24 protein-coding genes are annotated in these 22,001 nt (G+C 63.7%); 13 read left to right on the top strand and 11 right to left on the bottom strand.

From position 1 onward, the window contains the following. Window positions 1–23: 23 nt before the first annotated feature. From FHW96_RS00530 to FHW96_RS00520, 3 genes are read right to left on the bottom strand one after another with little or no spacing between them, the layout of a single operon-like run. Window positions 24–431, bottom strand: a complete 408-nt coding sequence (locus FHW96_RS00530) for an HPr kinase/phosphorylase (RefSeq protein ID WP_371815601.1) — start codon at window positions 429–431, stop codon at window positions 24–26. Window positions 432–472: 41 nt separating this feature from the next. Further along, window positions 473–2,059 carry an ATP-binding protein gene (locus FHW96_RS00525; protein ID WP_172338615.1) on the bottom strand — a complete coding sequence of 529 codons (1,587 nt, stop codon included), beginning with the start codon at window positions 2,057–2,059 and terminating at the stop codon, window positions 473–475. Next, window positions 2,056–2,811 (bottom strand): response regulator transcription factor, encoded by a 756-nt coding sequence (locus FHW96_RS00520; RefSeq protein ID WP_172338614.1) that lies wholly within the window; start codon window positions 2,809–2,811, stop codon window positions 2,056–2,058. The genes FHW96_RS00525 and FHW96_RS00520 overlap by 4 nt, the downstream gene beginning before the upstream one ends. Before the next feature lie 494 nt (window positions 2,812–3,305). On the opposite strand from FHW96_RS00520, the gene FHW96_RS00515 reads away from it, so the two are divergent. Continuing rightward, window positions 3,306–3,668, top strand: coding sequence for a hypothetical protein (locus FHW96_RS00515; protein WP_172338613.1), 363 nt, complete (start codon window positions 3,306–3,308; stop codon window positions 3,666–3,668). Between the two features lie 3 nt (window positions 3,669–3,671). Continuing rightward, window positions 3,672–3,857: a hypothetical protein gene (locus tag FHW96_RS00510; RefSeq protein ID WP_172338612.1), complete on the top strand. Its 186-nt coding sequence runs from the start codon at window positions 3,672–3,674 to the stop codon at window positions 3,855–3,857. A 53-nt stretch (window positions 3,858–3,910) separates the two neighbouring features. Here FHW96_RS00510 and FHW96_RS00505 read toward each other — a convergent pair whose 3' ends face one another. Then, window positions 3,911–4,567 carry an alpha/beta hydrolase gene (locus FHW96_RS00505; protein WP_168605199.1) on the bottom strand — a complete coding sequence of 219 codons (657 nt, stop codon included), beginning with the start codon at window positions 4,565–4,567 and terminating at the stop codon, window positions 3,911–3,913. A 157-nt stretch (window positions 4,568–4,724) separates the two neighbouring features. Between FHW96_RS00505 and FHW96_RS00500 the strand changes: the two genes are divergently transcribed. From FHW96_RS00500 to parC, 4 genes are read left to right on the top strand one after another with little or no spacing between them, the layout of a single operon-like run. Continuing rightward, window positions 4,725–5,753, top strand: coding sequence for a cysteine desulfurase family protein (locus FHW96_RS00500; RefSeq protein WP_172338611.1), 1,029 nt, complete (start codon window positions 4,725–4,727; stop codon window positions 5,751–5,753). Next, window positions 5,750–6,814, top strand: a complete 1,065-nt coding sequence (locus tag FHW96_RS00495; protein ID WP_172338610.1) for a cysteine desulfurase family protein — start codon at window positions 5,750–5,752, stop codon at window positions 6,812–6,814. Before FHW96_RS00500 ends, FHW96_RS00495 begins: the two co-directional genes overlap by 4 nt. A 37-nt stretch (window positions 6,815–6,851) precedes the next feature. After that, entirely contained in the window at window positions 6,852–7,181 is a 330-nt protein-coding gene (locus FHW96_RS00490; protein WP_371815608.1) for a 2Fe-2S iron-sulfur cluster-binding protein, read from the top strand. Between the two features lie 41 nt (window positions 7,182–7,222). Continuing rightward, complete coding sequence (parC, locus tag FHW96_RS00485; protein ID WP_172338608.1) at window positions 7,223–9,514, top strand: DNA topoisomerase IV subunit A; 2,292 nt, start codon at window positions 7,223–7,225, stop codon at window positions 9,512–9,514. Here the strand turns inward: parC and FHW96_RS00480 are convergent. The 6 genes from FHW96_RS00480 to FHW96_RS00455 form a co-directional block, all read right to left on the bottom strand. Continuing rightward, window positions 9,505–10,155: a TIGR02281 family clan AA aspartic protease gene (locus FHW96_RS00480; RefSeq protein WP_172338607.1), complete on the bottom strand. Its 651-nt coding sequence runs from the start codon at window positions 10,153–10,155 to the stop codon at window positions 9,505–9,507. The genes parC and FHW96_RS00480 overlap by 10 nt on opposite strands. A 68-nt stretch (window positions 10,156–10,223) precedes the next feature. Beyond that, window positions 10,224–10,994, bottom strand: coding sequence for a TIGR02281 family clan AA aspartic protease (locus FHW96_RS00475; RefSeq protein WP_253950663.1), 771 nt, complete (start codon window positions 10,992–10,994; stop codon window positions 10,224–10,226). Between the two features lie 9 nt (window positions 10,995–11,003). Continuing rightward, a complete protein-coding gene (locus FHW96_RS00470; RefSeq protein WP_172338606.1) occupies window positions 11,004–12,182 on the bottom strand; it encodes a CCA tRNA nucleotidyltransferase in 1,179 nt (392 codons plus the stop codon). After that, window positions 12,175–12,768: a CoA pyrophosphatase gene (locus FHW96_RS00465; protein ID WP_172338605.1), complete on the bottom strand. Its 594-nt coding sequence runs from the start codon at window positions 12,766–12,768 to the stop codon at window positions 12,175–12,177. The genes FHW96_RS00470 and FHW96_RS00465 overlap by 8 nt, the downstream gene beginning before the upstream one ends. A 10-nt stretch (window positions 12,769–12,778) precedes the next feature. Next, window positions 12,779–13,348, bottom strand: a complete 570-nt coding sequence (locus tag FHW96_RS00460) for a DUF1285 domain-containing protein (RefSeq protein ID WP_172338604.1) — start codon at window positions 13,346–13,348, stop codon at window positions 12,779–12,781. Window positions 13,349–13,402: 54 nt separating this feature from the next. Next, window positions 13,403–13,918, bottom strand: a complete 516-nt coding sequence (locus tag FHW96_RS00455; protein WP_172338603.1) for a GNAT family N-acetyltransferase — start codon at window positions 13,916–13,918, stop codon at window positions 13,403–13,405. Between the two features lie 83 nt (window positions 13,919–14,001). On the opposite strand from FHW96_RS00455, the gene FHW96_RS00450 reads away from it, so the two are divergent. The 3 genes from FHW96_RS00450 (at window position 14,002) to folP (ending at window position 17,097) form a co-directional block, all read left to right on the top strand. Further along, window positions 14,002–14,580 (top strand): ribonuclease HII, encoded by a 579-nt coding sequence (locus tag FHW96_RS00450; protein WP_172338602.1) that lies wholly within the window; start codon window positions 14,002–14,004, stop codon window positions 14,578–14,580. Between the two features lie 217 nt (window positions 14,581–14,797). Continuing rightward, entirely contained in the window at window positions 14,798–15,991 is a 1,194-nt protein-coding gene (locus tag FHW96_RS00445) for a site-specific DNA-methyltransferase (protein ID WP_172338601.1), read from the top strand. Window positions 15,992–16,011: 20 nt separating this feature from the next. Then, window positions 16,012–17,097: a dihydropteroate synthase gene (gene folP / locus FHW96_RS00440; RefSeq protein ID WP_172338600.1), complete on the top strand. Its 1,086-nt coding sequence runs from the start codon at window positions 16,012–16,014 to the stop codon at window positions 17,095–17,097. A gap of 67 nt (window positions 17,098–17,164) precedes the next feature. Here folP and FHW96_RS00435 read toward each other — a convergent pair whose 3' ends face one another. Next, window positions 17,165–18,589: a sigma-54 dependent transcriptional regulator gene (locus FHW96_RS00435; RefSeq protein ID WP_172338599.1), complete on the bottom strand. Its 1,425-nt coding sequence runs from the start codon at window positions 18,587–18,589 to the stop codon at window positions 17,165–17,167. Window positions 18,590–18,799: 210 nt separating this feature from the next. On the opposite strand from FHW96_RS00435, the gene FHW96_RS00430 reads away from it, so the two are divergent. From FHW96_RS00430 to FHW96_RS00415, 4 genes are read left to right on the top strand one after another with little or no spacing between them, the layout of a single operon-like run. Continuing rightward, window positions 18,800–18,958, top strand: coding sequence for an aa3-type cytochrome c oxidase subunit IV (locus FHW96_RS00430; RefSeq protein WP_256432788.1), 159 nt, complete (start codon window positions 18,800–18,802; stop codon window positions 18,956–18,958). A 10-nt stretch (window positions 18,959–18,968) separates the two neighbouring features. Continuing rightward, entirely contained in the window at window positions 18,969–20,099 is a 1,131-nt protein-coding gene (locus FHW96_RS00425; protein WP_172338597.1) for an NAD(P) transhydrogenase subunit alpha, read from the top strand. Between the two features lie 12 nt (window positions 20,100–20,111). Continuing rightward, window positions 20,112–20,408 (top strand): proton-translocating transhydrogenase family protein, encoded by a 297-nt coding sequence (locus FHW96_RS00420; RefSeq protein ID WP_168605214.1) that lies wholly within the window; start codon window positions 20,112–20,114, stop codon window positions 20,406–20,408. Beyond that, on the top strand, window positions 20,408–21,994 hold the full coding sequence (locus tag FHW96_RS00415; RefSeq protein WP_172338596.1) for an NAD(P)(+) transhydrogenase (Re/Si-specific) subunit beta: 1,587 nt from the start codon (window positions 20,408–20,410) through the stop codon (window positions 21,992–21,994). Before FHW96_RS00420 ends, FHW96_RS00415 begins: the two co-directional genes overlap by 1 nt. The last annotated feature ends 7 nt before the right edge of the window (window positions 21,995–22,001 follow it).

Here is a 22,001-nt window from a genome sequence, read left to right as displayed (position 1 = left end):
CCTATGCTATTTAAGGCAAGGCTTCAGATTTCCGTTGGTTCCCAAAGGCCGTGATACTTTAGTGCCAGTTCTGCGCGCAGCGCCAGTGCCGAACTGTCGGGCCACAGCGTGATGCAGGGAATCGCCAACGAGCCGACCGTCATCCTTGGCGCGACCTCTATATGGCGCGGGGCGCTCGCCTCCAGATGAATCATTAACGCCACCCGCGTGCGTTCGGCCACCGGCATTGTTACCAGCCCGACCCCGCGCACCTCGATCAGGCCCCGCGTATTGGGATGAGGCAGGGCGTAAAGCGCGCCTTGGTCCTCGCACAGCATCACCCCATCGTCGCCCACCAGCACCGCGCCCCGGTCGATCAACCCCAGCGCCAGAGAGGATTTGCCCGCCCCCGGCGCGCCCTCGATCAGTATCGCGCGGCCCCTTATGCTCACGCAGGTCGCCTGTCGGGCCCAATGTTTTCCGGCCCCGAGGTTCATTCCTCCTCGACCTCCTGATGATAGGTCGGCAATTCGATCACCAGCCGCGCGCCCCGTTCGCCCGGCAATGGGTCGCGCGCGGTCAGCGTGCCGTCATGGCCCTCGACAATCGTGCGGGCGATGGCCAGCCCAAGTCCGGAATGGGCGCCAAAATCCTCGCCCGCCGGGCGCAGCGAGTGGAAACGCTCGAACACCCGCTCGCGTGCCTGTGGGGGGATGCCGGGGCCTTCGTCGCGGATTTCGACGGCCACATGCTCGTTGGAGCCGGTGATGTCGATGCGGATCGCGCCATGCGGCGGCGAAAAGGACACTGCATTGTCCAGCAGGTTTTCCAGCACCCGCTCCAGCCTTGTCGCCACGCCCGCCACAACTGCTTCATGGTCGCCCGCGTGATGCAGCAGCAGTCGGCAATCGCGATTGGCCCCGCGCCGTCCGCGCGCGCCCACCATCGCCTCGGCCAGCACGTGCAGGTCGACCGGCTCGAACGTGCTGCGCGCCAGTTCGGCGTCGATCCGGCTCGCCTCGGCGATCTCGCTGATCAGGCGGTCCATGCGCTGAACATCGTGATTGGCGATGTCCATCAATTGGCGACGCAGATCGGGATCGTCAATTTTATCAAGCGACTCCAAAGCACTGCGTAAGGAAGCTAAGGGATTTTTGATCTCGTGGGCAACGTCCGCGGCAAAGCGGTCCACCCCGTCCATCCGCGTGCGAAGCGCCTCGGTCATGTCCGAGAGCGCGCGCGCCAGCAGCCCGATTTCATCGCCGCGATCAGGCAGACGCGGCACCACCACCGTCCGGTCGCGCCCCAGCCGTACCCGCACCGAGGCGCGCACCAGCAGGCGCAGAGGCTGAACAATCGTGCGGGCCAGAAACAGCGAGAGATAGACCGTCAGCAGCAACGCAATCGCCACGACGATGGCCAGAGTTTGCCTTGCATCGCGCACGCTCTGCGTCACATCGCGCGCGTTTTGCTGAACCAGCAGCACCTGTCCGCGCCGCCCGACCGGCGTTGCGGCATTGATGATGGGCGTGCGGTCGGGCGCGTAATGTTCGCGCACGGCGGTCTGGCCGGAGCGGCGCGCCTCGATCACCTCGGGCCAGTCATTGGCGCGGGTGGGGGCGGGCGGTTCAACATAGGCGGGCACTTCGGGGGCGCCCAGAATGGCGTCCATCCCCCGGTCCAGCAGTCGGGCCGATTGCATATACCACGGCTGGGTGGCCGGATCGGCCAGATGGAACGAGGGCGGGGCCAGCACGAAACTGTCAGCCGCCAGCGTGCCATCGGCGCGGAACAGGCGCAGGCGCAGCGCGTGGCGCTGGCCAATCGTGGTCAAAACCTGCGCGCGCGTGTCGCCCGATGCCTGCGCCAACGCCTCGGCGGCGATCTCGGCTTCGCCGCTGGCGCGTTTGAAGCGTTCGCCCAAAACCTCGCGGCGATAGGAATCGATATAAAGCAGGCTGAAGGCGATCAGCGCCAGCACGATGACATTGACCGCCAGAATGCGCGTGGTCAGCGAAACGCCCCGCCAGGGCCCCCCGCGCGCATGGGACGGGCGACGGGGCGTTTCAGCCGCGTTCATCCGCCCTCGCTGAAGGAATAGCCCGCGCCGTAAAGCGTTTCGATGGCTGAAAATGTCGGGTCAACCTGGCGGAATTTACGGCGCAGACGCTTGATGTGCGAATCGATGGTGCGATCATCCACATAGGTGTCGTCATTATAGGCGCAATCCATCAGTTGATTGCGGCTCTTGATGACGCCGGGACGCTGGGCCAGCGTTTCGAGGATCAGAAATTCGGTCACCGTCAACGATACGGGCCGGTCGTCCCAGCGGACCTCGTGGCGGGCCGGATCCATGCTCAAACGGCCGCGATGGACCATGTCGGGGGCGGGCGTATCGTCGGGCGCGGGCTCTGCGGCATCGGCGCGGGCCACTTCGACCCGGCGCAGAATCGCGCGGATTCGCGCCACCAGCAGGCGCTGGCTGAAGGGCTTGGTGATGTAATCGTCCGCGCCCATGGCAAGGCCGAGCGCTTCGTCCGGCTCCTCATCCTTGCTGGTCAGGAAAATCACCGGCAGCGCCGATTTTTCGCGCAGGCGTTGCAGTAGTTCGAGCCCATCCATGCGCGGCATCTTGATGTCGAAAATCGCCAGATCAGGCGGATTTTCAAGGCAGGCTTTGAGCGCGCTGGCCCCATCGGCATAGACGCGGGTGGTAAACCCTTCAGCCTGCAAGCCTATGGAAACGCTGGTCAAAATATTGCGGTCATCATCGACCAGCGCAATCGTGTGGCGCGGCGTGGCAGAGGATGGGGCTTTCTCGTTGTTGCTCATCGAAATAGCGACCTGCATGGCGCGGCTGAACCAAGGCTGAGCGGTAGCCTGCGGCGCGGGCGGGCGCAAGCGTGGCAGGTTTGCATCAAACGCAAGGAAATATGAGGAAATGCAATCTGCCATTTGACGTAGTGTGGGGGCTGGGCTATGAATTGTTTCGTCAATTCGTATGCAATTGCGGCCGGGGGCAACCAGCCAAAGCATTTGTTGCGAAGAGACATTCTGGAATCGACCGTTTGTTGCTGTGGCCGTCCGGCCCTTCTTGCGGAGTCTTCGGTTTTGACCAAGCTGTTTGATGGAAACATGGATCGCTCCGGCCTCTCGGGTCGGTGTGTTCTGTCGCGCACCGTCCGGCTTTAATTTTCAGTTTCGCGCATACACCACGGAAGATTGGTGAGAGGAGGGGCGCCGGTGGCTATGTCACCGGCGCCTTTTGCTTGGCCGCGTAACAATCGCATGGCATGTTGCCGATTAACGATTTGGAGGGCGAAACGATGAGCTTGCTTGATTCCCTGCTGGGGCAATTGTCGGGTAACGTCGATGTGGCGGGCATTGCGGCCAAGGTGGGCATTGACCCGGCCACGGCGCAAAGCGCGATCAGCGCTCTGGGGCAGGCCCATGCGCAGGAAGGCGATACGGTCGAAACCGCCGCCGCGCAGACCGGCATTGCGCCCGATACGCTCAATCAGGTGGTGGGCGCGCTGGGCGGCGTCGAAGGGCTGGGCCAGGTTTCGCAGATCCTGCAGAACAACCCGCAGATCCTCTCCTCCATCAACAGCTTCCTTGACCGCGATGGTGACGGCAGCGCGCTCAACGATGTGCTGGGCATGGCCAAGGGCCTTTTCGGCAAGTCCTGAACGATGCTGGATCTTGCGTTGTCGATGGCCGTGCTGGCCGTGATTCTGTTGATGATCGGATCTGGGGCGCTGTGGCGGCGCGGGGTGCGCAAGCAGGCGATATTGATGATCGTGCTGGCGGTGATTTTGGGCGCCAATGTCGCGATCTGGAGCCTGCCTGCCCCTGCCACGCTTTCCGGAAAGCCATGACGGGAGCCTGACGCCCGATCAACGGATCGGGCGTTTGAGGCGATCAGGCCCGATCAGCGGATCGGGCAGTCCGGCGACAAGCGCATGTCGAGGTAATTGTCGACCGCGCGCATCATTTCGTCGAGTTCATTCTCATAGAAATGGTTGGCCCGGGGCACTTCGTCATGGTGGATCGTGATGTGCTTTTGCGTGCGCAGCTTATCCACCAGCTTCTGCACCGAATTGGGCGTGACCACCGTATCGGCCGCGCCCTGCACGATGATGCCGCTGGCCGGGCAAGGGGCCAGAAAGCTGAAATCATACATGTTTGCGGGCGGCGACACGCTGATGAAGCCCCGGATTTCCGGGCGACGCATCAAGAGCTGCATCGCGATCAGCGCGCCAAAGCTGTAACCGGCAACCCAGGTCGTGCTGGATTCCGGGTGGATGGACTGCACCCAGTCGAGCGCGGCGGCGGCATCCGACAATTCGCCGATGCCATTGTCAAAGCTGCCTTGCGAACGACCAACCCCGCGAAAATTGAAGCGCAGCGTGGCGAACCCGCGCGCGACAAAGGTTTTATACATAGCCTGCGTCACGCGGTCATTCATCGTGCCGCCGGCCTGCGGGTGGGGGTGGAGGATCATCGCTACGGGCGCGCGCGGGCGCGAGCCGGGCTGAAAGCGGCCTTCGAGGCGGCCTTCGGGGCCGGGAAAGATCACTGCGGGCATGTATCAAATCCCTGATCGAGTGGACAGACCCGGCGGTCTTTGCGCAAAATTCGCGCAAAACCTGCGGTGGGGACTGTGAATGGAGGTGATGCGCTATATAGAAAGCCATCAAGCGAAAGCAATGTTTTCAGACAACGCGCCGTAAAAGAGCCTCATAATGCCCAAGTCCACGATCTATCTTGACCATGCCGCCACCACGCCGATCCTGCCGCAGGTGCGCGATGCGATTGGCGAGGGCCTGCGCGAATGGGCCAATCCGTCGAGCCAGCATGGTTCGGGGCGCGGCGCTCGCGCGCAATTGGAGGCTGCCCGCGAAAGGGTTAAACGGGCGCTGAACTGGCCGGGAGAGGTGATCTTTACCGGCGGAGCGACTGAGGCGCTGGCCATCGGCTATACCCGCGCGCAGGCGCTGCGCCGCGCAGCCGGCAGCGTTGAGCATCCCGCCGTCGCGCGGCTTGCGGAGCGCGACATGGTGATCGCCGTGGATCGCCTTGGCCGGGTCGATCCGGGGGCGCTGCCCTCGGTCGATCTGATCGCGGTGCAGCAGGTGAACAATGAGACCGGCGTGATCCAGCCTGCGCTTGGCGAGGCGATAAGGGCCAAGGGCGCGGTGTGGCTGGCCGATTGCGCGCAGGGGGCCGGCAAATTGTCGCTGCCCGACGCGGATATGATCGCGATCGCCGGGCACAAGATTGGCGCTCCTCCGGGGATCGGCGCCTTGCTGGTACGCCATTTCGGCCTGCTCCAGCCCAGCGGCGGGCAGGAGCGGGGTTATCGCGCAGGAACAGAAAACCTACCCTATATCATGGGCTTGGCTGCGGCTCTTGAGGCCGATCCTTCATGGCTTCTGTCGGCCGCGGTGCTGCGCGGATGGTTTGAGGATGAGATCCGCGCCATGGGCGGCGAGGTGATCGGCGAGGGGGCGGAACGCATCGCGACCATCGGCGCCTACCGCCTGCCCGGCGTGAATGCGACCACGGTGCTGATCCGCGCCGATATGGCGGGCATCGCCATTTCCGCCGGTTCGGCCTGTTCGAGTGGTAGTCTCAAGCCCAGCCCGGTGATTCTGGCCATGGGGCGCAGCGAGGAGGAGGCGCGCGAAGTGTTCCGTGTGTCGATCGGGCGCGACACCACGCGCGATGATCTGGCCGCGCTGCTCAAGGTTTTGCGCGGACTTCGGCGTTGATTTACCTCGATTATCAGGCCACTACGCCGCTGGCGCCCGAAGCGCGCGAGGCGATGCTCTATTGGCTGGGCGAGGCTGGTTTCGCCAATCCGCACAGCCCGCATCGCCCCGGCCGCGCGGCGGCGGCGGCGGTTTCACTGGCAAGGGATCAGGTGGCGGGCATCCTGCCCCCGGGCGGGCGCATAACCTTTACCGGCGGGGCGACCGAGGCGATCAATCTGGCGATACAGGGCCTGCGCCCCCGCCGCATCGCGGTGTCGGCCATCGAACATGCCGCCGTGCTGGATACGGCGCGCAGCCTTGGGGCGGTGGTCGATGTGTTGCCGGTGTCGGCCGAGGGGCTGGTGGCGGCGGATGCGCCGATTGCGCCGGGCACCGATCTGGTGGCCGTGATGCAGGTGAACAATGAGATCGGCACGGTGCAGCCGGTGGGCGCTCTGGCGCGGCGGGCGCATGAGGCGGGGGCGCTGTTCCTGTGCGATGCGGTGCAGGGGGCGGGCAAGATGGCGGCGCCCGAGGGGGCCGATATGGTCGCCATTTCCGCGCATAAGATTTACGGCCCCAAGGGCATCGGCGCGCTCTGGACCCGCGATGGCGTTTCGCTCGCGCCGCTGATCCATGGCGGGGGGCAGGAGGGGGGCTTGCGTTCGGGCACGCTCAGTCCCGCGCTTTGCGCCGGATTTGGCGCGGCGGCAGCCTTGTGTAAGGATCTGTGGATAAAGGATGGAGAACATGTGGAGGCGCTGTGGCAAATCGCCCGCGCAATCCTTCCCCACTGGACGCTGAACGGCAGCGAGACGCAGCGCTGGCATGGCAATCTCAACATTCGGCGCGATGGGCTCGACGTTGCCCGCCTGATGAGCGATTGCCGCGACATTGCCTTTTCCGCAGGCTCGGCCTGCGCCAGCGGGTCGGGGCGGCCCAGCCATGTGCTGACCGCCTTGGGACTTTCGGCGAAACAGGCAAAAAATTCTATCCGCCTCGGTTTCGGGCGCTATACGCAAAGCGGAGAGTTTGCCGAGGCCTTGAAGCGAATCGATGCCGCAGCCGATGCCCAATAGGCCGGTCGCATAATCGGATAGGGGTCTGTTTATAGTGATAAAGGTGCAATTCATCACCGCCGGGGGGCAACGTGTCGAGGCGCAGGCCAATGCAGGCCAGCGCCTGCTCGAAGTGGCGCAGGCCGCAGGCATGCCTTTGGAAGGGACGTGCGAGGGGCAGATGGCCTGCTCGACCTGCCATGTGCTGATCTCTCCCGACTGGTTTTCGCGTCTCAAACCGGCCAGCGCCGATGAAGAGGACATGCTCGATCTGGCCGCAGGAGTCGCCGCGACCAGTCGTTTGTCATGCCAGATCACCATCGGACCCGATCTGGATGGGCTGACGGTAAAAATTCCGGGTGAAAGCCGGGATATGCAGCGCGGGTAATACTTGGGATATGCGCGCCGGCCTGTTAGGGAAGCTGCGATATGCCCAGCGACATCACCGAACCCGATCCGTTTGACGCCATCATCGATGCGCCTTTCGACGCCGCTTTGTCCGAGCGGTATCTGGTCTATGCGCTCTCCACGATCACGGCGCGCTCGCTGCCCGATCTGCGCGATGGGTTGAAGCCGGTCCATCGCCGGTTGCTCTGGGCCATGCGCCAGTTAAAGCTGGACCCGGCGCAGGCGTTCAAGAAATCGGCCCGCGTGGTGGGCGATGTGATCGGCAAATATCACCCCCATGGCGACGCCAGCGTCTATGATGCGATGGTACGTCTGGCCCAGGATTTCGCGCTGCGTTATCCGCTGGTCGAGGGGCAGGGCAATTTCGGCAATATCGACGGCGATAATGCGGCGGCCTATCGTTACACCGAGGCGCGGCTGACCAAAACGGCGATGCAGTTGATGGCGGGCCTTGAGGAAGGCACGGTCAATTTCATCCCCACCTATAATGGCGAGGACGAGGAGCCGGAGATTTTCCCCGGCCTGTTCCCCAACCTGCTGGCTAATGGCGCCACTGGCATCGCGGTGGGCATGGCCACCAGCATTCCCAGCCATAACGTGGCCGAAATTCTCGACGCCACGCTGATGCTGATCGACAATCCACAGGCCGAACATGCCGATTTGATGAAGGTCTTTCACGGCCCCGATTTCCCCACCGGCGGTATCGTGGTCGACAGTCCGGCGGCGATTTCGCACGCCTATGCCAATGGCAAGGGCTCGATCCGGGTGCGCGCGCGCTTTTCAACCGGGCGCGACGAGGCGGGCAATTGGGAGCCCACCGGCATCGAAAAGCTGGGCAGCGGGCAGTGGCAATTGGTCGTCTCGGAAATCCCGTATATGGTGCAGAAGGGCAAGCTGATCGAACAGCTTGCCAGCCTGATTGCCGACAAGAAATTGCCGATCCTTGAGGATGTGCGCGACGAATCGGACACCCAGATCCGCATCGTGCTGGTGCCCAAGACGCGTAATGTCGATCCCGATCTGCTGAAGGAAAGTCTATACAAGCTCTCCGAACTGGAAAGCCGCTTCAGCCTCAACCTCAACGTTCTGGATGCGCAGCGCACGCCGGGCGTGCTGGGGATCAAGCCGCTGCTGCTGCAATGGATCGTGGCGCAGATCGACATTTTGCAGCGCCGGGCCCGCCACCGGCTGGAGAAGATCGCCAATCGGCTCGAACTGGTCGAAGGCTATATCATTGCCTATCTCAACCTTGACCGGGTGATCGAGATCATCCGCACGCAGGATGAGCCAAAGCCAGTGATGATGGCCGAATTCAACCTGACCGACCGTCAGGCCGAAGCCATCCTCAACATGCGCTTGCGGAGCTTGCGCAAGCTGGAGGAGATGGAACTGCGCGGCGAGCGGGACGATCTGCTCAAGGAACAGGACGAACTGCAAAAGCTGCTGGAAAATCCGGCCCGCCAGCGGACGCGGTTGAAGCGTGACCTTGTGAATTTGCGCAAGGATTATGCCGAGACGACCGCGCTGGGCCGCCGCCGCACCACCATCGAGGAAGCCGCGCCCACCCGCGAATTCAGCATGGACGCGATGATCGAAAAGGCGCCGCTGACGGTGATCCTTTCCGCGCGCGGCTGGATCCGCGCGGCCAGCGGGCATGAGCCGCTGGACAAGGAATATAAGTTCAAGGAGGGCGATGGCCCGGCCTTTGTCCTTCATGCGCAGACCACCGACAAGCTGCTGATCGCCTGCGACAACGGGCGCTTTTACACGTTGGGCTGCGACAAATTGCCCGGCGCGCGCGGCTTTGGCGAGCCGCTGCGTTCGATGATCGACATTGATGCCGAGGCCCATATCGTCGCCACCATCGTCTATCATCCCAAGGCGCAACTGCTGCTGGCCGCCAACACCGGGCGCGGCTTTGCTGCCGAAGCCGACGAATTGCTGGCCGAAACCCGCAAGGGGCGCGCGGTGATGACGGTCAAGGAAGGTGTCAAGCTGATGGTGGTGCGCGAGATCCCGCCCGAGCATGATTACGTGGCGGTGATGGGCGAAAACCGCCGCATCGTCATCTTCGGTCTGGTCGAGGTGCCGGTGCTGGCCAAGGGGCAGGGCGTGACGCTGCAACGTTACCGCGACGGTGGTCTGTCCGACATCATCACGCTGAAGTTCGAAGACGGGCTAAGCTGGACAATGGGCGGCGAAACGGGCCGGACGCGGGTGGAAAAAGATCTGCGGCAATGGCGCGTGGCACGCGGCGCGGCGGGCAGTTTCGCGCCGCAGGGTTTCCCCCGCGACAATAAGTTTCAGAGCTGATCAGACCCTTTGGGGGTAAGGATCATCACCTTGCCCTCAACCCGCCAGCCTTCCAAGCTGGTCAGGAAGTTCATCCCCAGCACGTTGGTCGTGCCGATGGCGGGAGCGATGATCGTGGTCATATCGGCGGCGTGGATCGAGCCGACCTCAAGACTGTCGATCTGCGCCATTTTTGCGGGCGTATCGCCATTGGCGGTATGCAGATTGACCCGGCCCGAATCCGCGCCCGGCTCCACCATCGCCTCACGCGCAACCTCGGATGACAGGGTGGTATAGGTTGCGCCGGTGTCGATCAGGAAGCGCTGGGGCGTGCCATTGACGGCGGCGTCAACCCAGTAATGCCCATCCTCGGCCAAAGGCACGCGGGTTTCACCGCCGCGCACCACCTGCGTCGAGGCCTGAGCCGCCATGGCCACCCCGGCCACCAGCGGCAAGCCGACAAAGGCCCCGCCCAGTTGCACCAGGGTGATGCCCAAAGCCACCGTCAGCCCGGCGCTGCCCACCATGCGGATTATCGCGCCCAGCGCGCCGCTGGCTTCGGCCCGGATGATCCCGCCCATCAGCAGCAGCGCCATAAAGCCAAAGGCCGAGGCCAGCACCAGATGGTTGGGCAAATCCAGCAGAAGGTCGAACAGGGGCATCGCGCAGGCTCTCGAAACAATCGGATGATGCGCCACTATTTGCGCGCGGCCCGCGCGCGGCAATTGTGTTAACCAACCTCATCCGTGCCAGCTTGGGACGGATCGGTTTTTGCCGGGTGATGCGGCTCCAGCACCATCACGCGCCCCTCGACACGCCAACCCTTCAGCTTGGTCAGGAAATTCATGCCCAGCACATTGGTCTCGCCAAGGCCGGGAGCGACCACGGCCTCGATGTTACGGGCCACGGCATTGCCGACCTTCAATTCATGGATGACCACGATGCGCCCGGTGGCATTGCCATTGGCGGTGCGCAATTCGATTTTTGGTCCGTCGCGCGCGATGCGCAGCCCGGCCTCTTGCGCCGTTTCGGGCGAAATCGTGGTCAGCGTGGCGCCCGTATCGACCAGAAACCGCCGCGGCGCTCCGTCGATCGAGGCGCGGACCCAGAAATGCCCGTCATCGGCCAGAGGAACGCGCGTCACCTTGCCCTCGACCACCTGCGGCTCTTCTGCCTTGGGCAGATGGCGCATGATCGCCTCGGGCAGGGTGGCCGTGATGCCAAAGCGGCGCAGATCAACCACCCCCATTAGCGCCACGATTAAGGCCACGATCAGCCCCAGATTGCCGAAAAACCGCAGCAACCCGCCCAGCATCGGCAGGCGATAGCGCATCAGATTGCCCAGAATCAGCACCCCTGCGCAAACCAGCGCCCAACCCAGCACCGGCTGGGTCATCACCAGTTCGACCGCCTGCGCCCAAATGGCCGAACCGGCCTCGATCAACCGATCAAGCGCCGCGCCGGCCTTATCGGAATGGGCGCCTGTATTGGCGGCGGTCATAGTCTCTCCTCAAGGGGCCTCGTTCAACAGGGCCTCGTTCAACAGGGCATCGACACGGGCGGCATCGGGGAACCCTTCGGCCACCCACCGCCCTTCGACCGAGCGGAGAATATGGGCGATACGAGGCCCGGCAGCAACGCCGCGCGCGACAATATCGCCGCCTTTTAGGGGGAAAAGCGGGATGGTCCAGCCGCACAAAGGCGCAATTGATCCCCCGGTCAGCAGCAGCCGGTCCATCGCCCCTTCCATGCCCAGTGCATAGGCCAAGGCATAGGCATCTCCTGCTTCATCCTTGCGCGCAGCGGCTTGAGAGAGGCGCTTTTTCTGTGCCCCCGACAGACGAAAGCGCGAGGCGACCTGTTCGGCCAATCCGGGCCCCGATCCAGATTGCGCCGGCAGCAGGGCCGCCAGCCGCCGCAGCGCATCGGGGGCCACGCCTTGCGCCCGCTCCTGCGCGATCAGATCGGCAAGGGCATCCACCGAGGCTTCAGGCAGAACCACCGCCAGCACGCCCAACTCCGCCATCCGCGCCACCGTGGGCGCCGGATCGGGCAGGCCCAACAGGTTCATCATCTCCATTCCGATCCGCTCGCGCGACAGGCCCTTGAGCGTGGCGGCCAGCGCGGCGCAGGCCTGTTCGGCCACAGGATCGGCCTCCTGACCAAAGCGGGCCTGAAAGCGGAAATAGCGCAGAATCCGCAAATGATCCTCGCGGATGCGTTGGGCCGCATCGCCGATGAAGCGCACCCGCCGCGCGGCCAGATCCGCCAGCCCGCCGAAATAGTCAAAGACCTCGCCCGTGGCCGGATCGGCATAAAGCGCGTTGATGGTAAAATCGCGCCGTGCCGCATCGTCGCGCCAATCCTGCGCAAAGGCCACGGTCGCGCGCCGCCCGTCGGTCGATACATCATGGCGCAGCGTGGTGATCTCCACCGGCCCGCCATCGGTCAGCGCCGTTACCGTGCCATGCTCGATGCCGGTGGGCACGGTGCGGATGCCCGCTGCCTTGCACCGCGCGATCACCTCGCCCGGCAGAAGGGGCGTTGCCGCATCCATATCCTTCACGGCCAAGCCCAGCAGCGTATCGCGCACTGCCCCGCCCACCCAGCGCAAGGGACCGACGGCGGCCACCAATTGCGCCAGATCCTCGCGGATCAACCAGCCTTCGCGTTTCAAAAATTCAGTCATGCCAGTTCAATCGCTTAGAAAGATTGGCCAGAATGGCCCCGGTGATGCCCCAGATACGATGCCCGTCCCATGGGATTTCGACCAGATGACGGGTCTTGCCCTCCCATTCGATGGCGCGGCGCTGATGGTTGGCCGGGTCCATGACAAAGCCGAAGGGGGCCTCGAACCACTGCGCCACTTCATCGGGATTTGGCACCAGCGGCAGATCGGGCGGGATCAGCGCCAGCACCGGTGTCACCGCATAGCCCGATCCGGTCAGGAACACATCGAGCGGGCCGATCACATCGACATGACGCGGATCAATGCCCAGTTCTTCCTGCGCCTCGCGCACGGCGGCGTCGATATCGGTTTCGCCCGGATCGAGGCGACCGCCGGGCAGGGCGACCTGCCCCGCATGGGCGCGCATGGTGCCGGGGCGGTGGATCATCAGCACGCCGGGCGCGGTCCGCTCGGTCACAGCAATCAGCACGGCGGCGGGTTTGAACTCGTCTATGCCCGCCGTGCGCGGATCGGGAAACAGCGCAGGGACAGGCCCCGCCATCCCGGCGTGATACAGCCGCTCCAGCTTGTGCTTGAGATTACTCATTGTTTTGCGCTCATTGCGGCGTCAGGGGGAAACTTATCCCCAGGCTGTCCACAGACAGTCCACCGTCTGTCCCCATATTCTCCCCTTGGTTCTCCAGCGCCATATCCACCAGTTGTCCCCATGTGGACCGGTTGATCCGCGCAAGGCAACCGTGGCGCACGGCCAGATAGATCGCGGGCGTTTCCGCATCCCCCCGCGCGATCAGCGGATGGTCCGGCCCGGCGATCACCGTGTCGTCGGTGTTCAGCCGGAACGCCAGCGCCCCGTCAATACGCGCCACATCCACCGCGACAAAGGCGGCATCGACCACCGCGATCCTCTGCCGGTCCTGCGGCGTGACCAGCCAGTGCTGGCCGGCCTTGTCGCGCATCAGCAGCGTGGAAAAGGCGCGCACCATGGCCGGGCGGGTGATCGGTCCACCTTGATGCCACCACGATCCATCGGCGCGGATCTCCATCTGGCTGTCGATTTCTTCGGCCGGATGCCATTGATCGACCGGGGGCAGGCGGCGCTCTGCCACCATGCGGGCAATATCTTCCAGCGAGAGCGCGGCCAGATCGGGGGGAGGCGTATAAGGCATGGCGGCAATATGGGGCAGGCGGGCGCTATGCGCCAGTGTTTCGCCTGCCCAAAATTATGCCCAGGGGCCCAGCATGCCCTGTTGCGGCAGGACGGCGGCATTGTCGCAGCGCACCAGCAGGCGGGCCTGTTCGAACGGTCCGGGCAGATCCCATTGCCCCGTGGGCGCATTGGTAAAGCCCCAGAAGCGGCCGTAATATTCCGGATCGCCGATCATCACCATGGGCAGCGGCGCCTTGGGGTTCATGGCCGAAATGGCCGCGGTGACCAGTGCCTTGCCAAAGCCGCGCCCCTGCGCCTCGGGCAGGACGGCGACGGGGCCGACCATGACCATCGGATGGCGGCGCCCATCGGCATCGGTCAGCGCCACCGGCCAGCACTGGATCGAGCCGACCACATGCTGCTCCTCGTCCACCGCGGCAAAGGAGAGGGCGGGCAGCCATTCGGCATCGCCGCGCACTTTATAGGCGGTGCGTTGGCGTCGTTCCGGCTCAAACGCGCGATCGAGCAATTCCTCGACCAGCGAGGGATCAACATTATCAAGCGGGATGAGCGAGGGTTCGATAGCCATAATGCCGCGCGCGTTAGGGCAGGGGGGGATCATATGCAAGGAAATGCTTGCAGGCGCCGGCAGGTGGCGGCACGGCTGCGGCCATGATCTTTGGTGTGGATGAAGCGGGGCGCGGCCCCTTGGCGGGGCCTGTGGTGGCGGGCGCGGTGTGGCTGGGGCAGAGTGCCATTGATGGGCTGGCCGACAGCAAGAAATTGTCGGCCAAGCGCCGCGCGGCGCTGGAGGCGCGGATCATGGCCGAGGCGCATTGGGCCATCGGCGTGGTCGAGGCCGATGAGATCGATCGGATCAATATCTTTGCCGCCACGATGCTGGCCATGACGCGGGCGGTCGGTGCGCTGGTGGACAAGGTCGGCGATCCGGCGATGGTGCTGATCGACGGCAATAAGACGCCTGAGGGGCGCGTAGGCGATTGGCGCTGGGCCGCGCGGGCCATTGTGGGGGGCGATGCCACCGAGGCGGCGATCAGCGCGGCCAGCATCATCGCCAAGGAACACCGCGACCGGGTGATGCGCGCGCTGGCGGCGCTCCATCCCCATTACGGCTGGGAGCGCAACGCCGGATATGGCACGGCGCAGCATCTGACAGCCTTACGCGAACATGGGCCTTGCGAGCATCATCGGCGGACGTTTGCCCCGGTCGCGCAATTGTCATTTTTGTAAAAAATTGCCCCCTGGGTCTCGATTGTCACGCCACTAGATGTTGAGTCTGCCGAGTCGCGGGTGACTCTATCCCTTGTGTCAGACTCTTTCTGTTCTCCTGTTCTTGACTCGGTTTTACCCTTGCGACTCGTGCTTAACCCACGAGTCGGGCCTTGACGTGAGTCTGTGAATGACTCATTGAGGGGGCCGTTCAACGCACTTATTCACAGGAATCCTCATGGGCAACGTCCTTCTCAAGGAGCGCCTGCGCTCCACCCCGGCGCCGCGCAAAATCGCCAGCCGCATCAAGAAGGATCTTGTCCTCAAGCCGGTCGAAACGCCCCGGAGCGAATTGCCGCTGGGGCGCATTCTGGACGGCGACTGCATCGAGGCGATGCGCTCGATCCCCACCGCCAGCGTCGATATGGTGTTCGCCGATCCGCCGTATAACCTCCAGCTTGGCGGCGACCTTGCCCGCCCCGATGGCAGCCATGTCGATGCCGTCACCAACGATTGGGACAAGTTCGACAGCTTTGGCACCTATGACCGTTTCACCCGCGCCTGGCTGGCCGAAGCGCGCCGCGTTTTGAAGCCCAACGGCTCGCTCTGGGTGATCGGTTCGTATCACAACATCTTCCGCGTCGGCGCGATCCTTCAGGATATGGGCTTCTGGATCCTGAACGACATCGTGTGGCGCAAGTCGAACCCGATGCCCAATTTCAAGGGCACGCGCTTTACCAATGCCCATGAAACGCTGATCTGGTGCAGCATGGGCGAAGAGGCGAAATATACGTTCAACTATCGCGCGATGAAGACGCTGAATGACGAGCTTCAGATGCGTTCGGACTGGGTGCTGCCGATCTGTAACGGGGGCGAACGCCTCAAGAAGGGTGGGGCCAAGGTCCACCCGACGCAGAAGCCGGAAAGCCTGCTTTATCGCGTGATGCTGGCCACGACCAACAAGGGCGATGTGGTGCTCGATCCCTTCTTTGGCACGGGCACGACAGGGGCCGTGGCCAAGCGCCTTGGCCGCGAATGGATCGGTTGCGAGCGCGAGAGCAATTACCGCGAGGCCGCGATGGAGCGTATCGAGATGGCGCTGCCTCTCGATGAATCCGCCATCAGCACGATGAAGAGCAAGCGCGCCGCGCCCAAGGTTCCTTTCGGCACGCTGATCGAGACCGGCTGGGTCAAGCCCGGCACCGTGCTGACCGGCAAGAAGGGGCGCAATCGCCCGGCCTTTACCGCCACCGTGCGCGCCGACGGTTCGCTGGTTTCGGGCAAGACCGAGGGGTCGATCCACTCCTGCGGCGCCCAATTGCAGGGCGCGCCCAGTTGCAACGGCTGGACCTTCTGGAACATCGAGCATGAGGGGCAGGTCAAGCCGCTCGACGCCATCCGTCAGCTTTATCTGCTGGCAAACGAGGACTGATCGGGTCTAAGCGCGGGTCTATGACTGTTTACCTGCGCCCGATCGCCCTTGCCGACAGCCCCCAGTCGGAGGAAGGCGAAGCCGTCCGTCTGGCTGGGGGGCTGACCTATGCCAGCCGTTTCGCGCTGATCCGCCGCGAGGGTGGAAAGATTGTCGAACGCACCCGCTTTGGCGTGGCCGAGGCGGGGCGCGTGATCCGGCGTGATGTCGAAGAACAGTGGGAGGCTTTGCGCTCCCCGCGCGCGCCGTTGCAGATGGGCGCGCGCACCATCCGCCTCGATCAGCCGCAGGTGATGGGCATTCTCAACGTCACGCCGGACAGTTTTTCCGATGGCGGGCGCAATATTTCCGGGCCTGATGTGCCCGTCGTCCACGCCAGTGCGATGCTGGAGGCGGGCGCGGCGATGATCGACATTGGCGGTGAAAGCACGCGCCCCGGCGCCCCTCCGGTGTGGGAGGGCGACGAGATCGAGCGCGTGGTGCCGGTGATCGAGAAGCTGGCCCGCACCGGCGCGGCGATCAGCGTGGACACCCGCCGCGTGGGCGTGTTTGAGGCTGCGCTGGCAGCGGGGGCGCATCTGTGGAACGATGTTTCGGGCCTGCGCCACGATCCGCGCAGCCTTGAATTTGCCGCCCATTGCGGCGCCCCCGTCTGCATCATGCATGCGCCGGGTAAGGGCGAGGACCTTCACGAGGACGGCCATTACGGCGATGTCGTGCTCGACGTCTTCGACTGGCTGCGCGCGCGGCGTGATGCAGCCGAGGCGGCAGGCGTGGCACGGACCCGCATCCTGCTCGACCCCGGCATCGGCTTTGGCAAGACCCTTCAGGAAAATCTCGCGCTGATGAACGCGCTGCCGCTGTTTCACGCGCTGGGCTGCCCGCTGCTGGTGGGCGCCAGCCGCAAGCGGATGATCGGAGCGCTTTCCAACGAGGCGCCTGCCGACAAGCGGCTTGGTGGATCGCTGATGCTGGCGGGACGGATGATGGATGCCGGGGCGCAGGTTATCCGCGTGCATGACGTGGCGCAGACGGTGCAGGCGCTGCATGTGTGGCGCGGTTTGCGCGATGCGGCTTTGACCGATTTTGGGCAGTTGGTGGGGTAAGGGATTTTGCCTCCGGCGGTCAAAGGGTCGAGACCCTTTGCCCGCCGGAGGCCTTATCTAAACCCGGCTAAGCCGCGTCCCCAATCCCAAGCTCGCTCAACTTTCGATACAGTGTCGAACGCCCAATCCCCAGCCGCCGCGCCACTTCGGTCATGCGGCCGCGATAGTGCCCGATGGCCAGCCGGATCACGTCCGCCTCAATGTCCTCCAGCGGGCGCAGATTGCCGTCGGCGGTGAACAGCATCACGCCCGCGCTTTCGTGGCTCACGCCATTGCTGATGGCCAGCGGTTCGGCGGTGATCATGCTGGAGAGTTGAGGGAAATCGTCGGCGGTCAGCGCGTCGCCATCGCAGAAGACGGCGGCGCGGAACAGGACGGCCTGAAGCTGGCGGACGTTGCCCGGCCAGTCATAGGCCGAGAGCAGCGCCAGCGCGCCATCGGTTATGCCCAGTTCACGCAGGCCCGGTTGCTCGCCGATGCGGCCAAGGAAGTGCCGCGCCAGCGCCGGAATATCGCCCAGTCGCGCGCGCAGCGGCGGCAGCGACACCGTGGTCGCGCAGATCGCGGCGTGGAGTTCGGGCAGGAAATCGCCGTGGACGATCAGATCTTTCAGCGGATAGTTCGAGGCCGCGATCAGCCGCACATCGACCCGGAACGCATGGCGCGCACCGATGGGGCGGCACGATCCGGTGGTCAGATATTCAGCCAGCCGCTCCTGCACGCCCATGGGCAGGCGGTCGATTTCGTCAATGACCAGCGTGGCGCCGTCGCAATATTGGATCGCGCCCATCTGGCGATCAAACGCGCCGGGGAAGGCGCCCTTTTCATGGCCAAACAGTGCGGATTCGATCGAATTGCCCGGCGTCGATCCGGCATTGACCATCCGCAGCGGCATCTTGGCGCGTTGCGAAGCGGCGTGGATCGCGCGCACCAGCATTTCCTTGCCGGTGCCGCTTTCGCCCTCGATCAGCAGGTGGCCCTGACCGCGTGCGGATTTGGCGGCGATGGCAAGGGCCGTGCGGAAAGCCGGAGCCGCGCCGATCATGGATTCGAAATCGGCCGGACCGTTCATCTTTTCGGTCAACGGCTGCAATTCATCACGCGGCGTTTCGCGCGTGGTGGCGTTGCGCAATGCGCTCATCAGGCGGTCGGGCGCGATGGGTTTGATAAGGTAATCGGTTGCGCCCGCGCGCATGGCTTCGACCGCCAACAGGGGCGAGGCCGAGGTCGTCAGCATCAGGATCGGCAGGGCGGGGCGGCGGCTGCGCAGATCCGCGATCAGCGAGCAGGCTTCATCGCCCGGCACCCATTGGTCAAGGATAACCGCGCCCAATTGCATGCCCTGCCGCGTGCCCAGCATGGCCACCGCCGTTTCGGCATCGCCCACCACCAGCGTTCGCCAGCCTTCGCGCGCGGCCAGTGCCGTGATCAGGCGGCTTTGCGCCGGCTCATCGTCGATCAGCATCAGCAGGCGCTGTTCGGTTTCTGCCATATTTGCGCGGTCTGTCGTCATAAAGGCAGGATTTAGCCAAATTGGGTAAAGACCTGCTTAAGCGCGTCTTGTCAGCGGTCCTGATTTTTTCCGGGGCGGCGTCCACCATGTTGGGCTTCGTGGTGGAAAATGAAATTTGACCTATAGTGCAATTTATCTTTTGCCGTGGATCATGTTTGGCCTTGTGCTGAGGATTGAGGGTGATAAGAATTGCACAAGAATAATGGGACAGGGGTAAAATCAATGGCAAACACTCAGGATATTACCACCGCGCGGCAAACCTATGAGGGTTTCATTCGCCTGATCAAGGTCAGCACCCCGGTCATCGCCATCGTGGCCGCTTTCGTCGTCTATCTCATCTCCCGCTGAAAGGTCTGGAATGACGGATAAATTGCGTATCGCCGCTCTTGCAGAAAGAGCGGCGGGGGAAACGCGCGTCTGCGTGACGCCGGAAACGGTGAAGAAGTTCACAAACCTTGGCGCGATTGTGGCGGTGGAAAGCGGGGCGGGGCTTGCCGCCTCGATTGCTGACGCTGATTATGCGGCCGTCGGTGCGGTCTTGGGCGATGCGGCCTCGGTGATGGCGGGCGCGGATATTGTGCTGGGGGTTCAGGGGCCTGATGCGGGCCTGCTCTCGGGCGCAAAGCCGGGCGTGTGGGTCGCGGCGGGGCTTGATCCTTTTGGTCAGCGCGGGCGCATTGAAGCCTATGCGGCGGCCGGGGTTGAGGCGCTGGCGATGGAATTTATGCCGCGCATCACCCGCGCGCAGTCGATGGATATCCTCTCCTCGCAGAGCAATCTGGCCGGGTATAAGGCGGTGATCGACGCGGCGGGCGTTTACGGCCGCGCCTTTCCGATGATGATGACGGCGGCGGGCACGATTTCGGCGGCTAAGGCGTTCATTATGGGCGTGGGCGTGGCGGGGCTTCAGGCCATCGCCACCGCGCGGCGTCTGGGCGCGCAGGTGTCTGCCACGGACGTGCGCAGTGCGACCAAAGAGCAGATCCAGAGCCTTGGCGCCAAGCCGATCTTCGTGGAAAATGTAGCGGGCATCGAGGGCGAGGGCGCGGGCGGCTATGCCACCGAAATGAGCCCGGAATATCAGGCGGCGCAGGCCGAACTGGTGTCCAGCCATATCGCCAAGCAGGACATCGTCATCACCACGGCGCTGATCCCCGGTCGCGCCGCGCCGCGCCTGATTTCGGACGCGCAGATCGCGACGATGAAGCCGGGCAGCGTCATTTTCGACCTTGCCGTGGCGCAGGGCGGCAATGTCGAAGGCTCCGTTCCCGATCAGATCGTGGATCGCCACGGCGTCAAGATCATCGGTTACAGCAACACGCCTGCGCATTTGCCCGCCGATGCTTCGGCGCTGTTCGCGCGCAATCTCTACAACTTCCTCTCGGCCTTTTGGGACAAGGAGACGGGGCGACCCGTTCTGGACGAGGAAATCGGCAACGCGATCCGGCTGACGCAAGGTGGTCAGATCGTCAATCCGCGACTGCTCTGAGGGGAGGGCGCAATGGACTTTATCTCGATCCTGTCGATTTTCGTGCTGGCGTGTTTCGTCGGCTATTATGTGGTGTGGTCGGTCACGCCCGCGCTGCACACGCCGTTGATGGCGGTGACCAACGCCATTTCCTCGGTGATCGTGGTGGGCGCGCTGATTGCGGCGGCGGCCTCGGGGCTGGGCGCTGCGGGCGGCGTGTCGAAATGGCTGGGGCTGGGTGCGGTGGTGCTGGCCTCGGTCAACATCTTTGGCGGCTTTGCGGTTACGGCGCGCATGTTGGCCATGTATAAGAAGAAGGAGAAGAAGTGATGGAGCACGTCGCTACTCCTTCATGGGCGATGTTCGCCTATCTCGTTTCGGGCGTGCTGTTCATTCTGGCGCTGCGCGGCCTGTCGTCTCCGGCGACCAGTCGTTCGGGTAATCGCTATGGCATGATCGGCATGGTGATTGCCGTGGTCACGACGTTGGTGACGCATTTTCCCACCGCGGTTAATCCTTATAGCGAAGCGCCTGCTGCGATTGAGCATGGGCTTCAAACTGTTCCCGACTTTGGTTCGTTTGGGCTGATTGCCGCTGCGATCGCTTTGGGCGGCGGCATTGGCTTTGTCATCGCGCGGCGGATTGCCATGACGGCGATGCCGCAACTGGTGGCGGCATTCCACTCGCTGGTCGGTATGGCTGCCGTGCTGGTGGGTTGGGCGGCTTACCTGAATCCACAGGCATTCGGGATTGCTGAACTGGCCAATCTGGTGCTTTCCGTTGATTTCGGCAACGCGTCGGCGACAGATCCAGTTCGTGCTCAGCTTGCGCAGGCTATGGGGGGCTCGTCGGTCACCATCCCCGGAGTGGCCCACATCGCCGCCCAATCCTGCATCGAAATGGGCCTTGGCATCGCCATCGGCGCGATCACCTTTTCCGGCTCGATCATCGCCTTCCTCAAGCTGGCGGGCAAGATGTCGGGTTCGCCGATCATGCTGCCGGGGCGCCATGTCATCAATCTTGGCACGATCATCGCGATCCTTGGCCTTGTCGGCTATTTCACGATGGATCAGTCGCTCTGGGTGATCGGCGTGATCACGCTCTTGTCCTTTATCATCGGTTTCCTGCTGATCATCCCCATCGGCGGGGCGGACATGCCGGTGGTTGTCTCGATGCTCAATTCCTATTCGGGCTGGGCCGCCGCCGCGATGGGCTTCACGCTGCATAACAGCGCGATGATCATCACCGGGGCGCTGGTGGGCTCCTCGGGTGCGATCTTGAGCTACATCATGTGCAAGGCGATGAACCGCAGCTTTATCAGCGTGATCGCGGGCGGATTTGGCGCCGCGCCCGAGGCGTCGGGCGGCGCGCCCAAGGAGCAGCGCCCGTGGAAGCGCGGTTCCGCCGAAGACGCGGCCTTCCTGATGAAGGAGGCGGAAAGCGTCATCATCATCCCCGGCTATGGCATGGCGGTGTCCCAAGCCCAGCATGCTCTGCGTGAAATGGCCGATGTGCTGAAAAAGGAAGGCGTCTCGGTCAAATATGCGATCCACCCTGTCGCGGGAAGAATGCCCGGCCATATGAATGTCTTGCTGGCCGAGGCTAACGTGCCTTATGATGAGGTGTTTGAGCTGGAGGACATCAATTCCGAGTTCGGCCAGTGCGACGTTGCCTTCATCATCGGCGCCAATGACGTGGTCAATCCCGCCGCCAAGACCGACAAGTCCAGCCCGATCTATGGCATGCCCGTGTTCGACGTGGACAAGGCCAAGACCGTCATGTTCGTCAAACGCTCGATGGGCGGTGTGGGTTATTCAGGTGTTGATAATGATGTCTTCTACATGGACCAGACCATGATGCTGCTGGCCGACGCCAAGAAGATGGTGGAAGACATCGTCAAGGCGCTGGCTCACTGATAAAGGT

Source organism: Novosphingobium sp. SG751A, from assembly GCF_013149295.1.
Lineage (GTDB): Bacteria > Pseudomonadota > Alphaproteobacteria > Sphingomonadales > Sphingomonadaceae > Novosphingobium.
The sequence above is the reverse complement of the archived record's forward strand: the minus strand, read 5'-3'. Positions and strand labels throughout refer to the sequence as shown.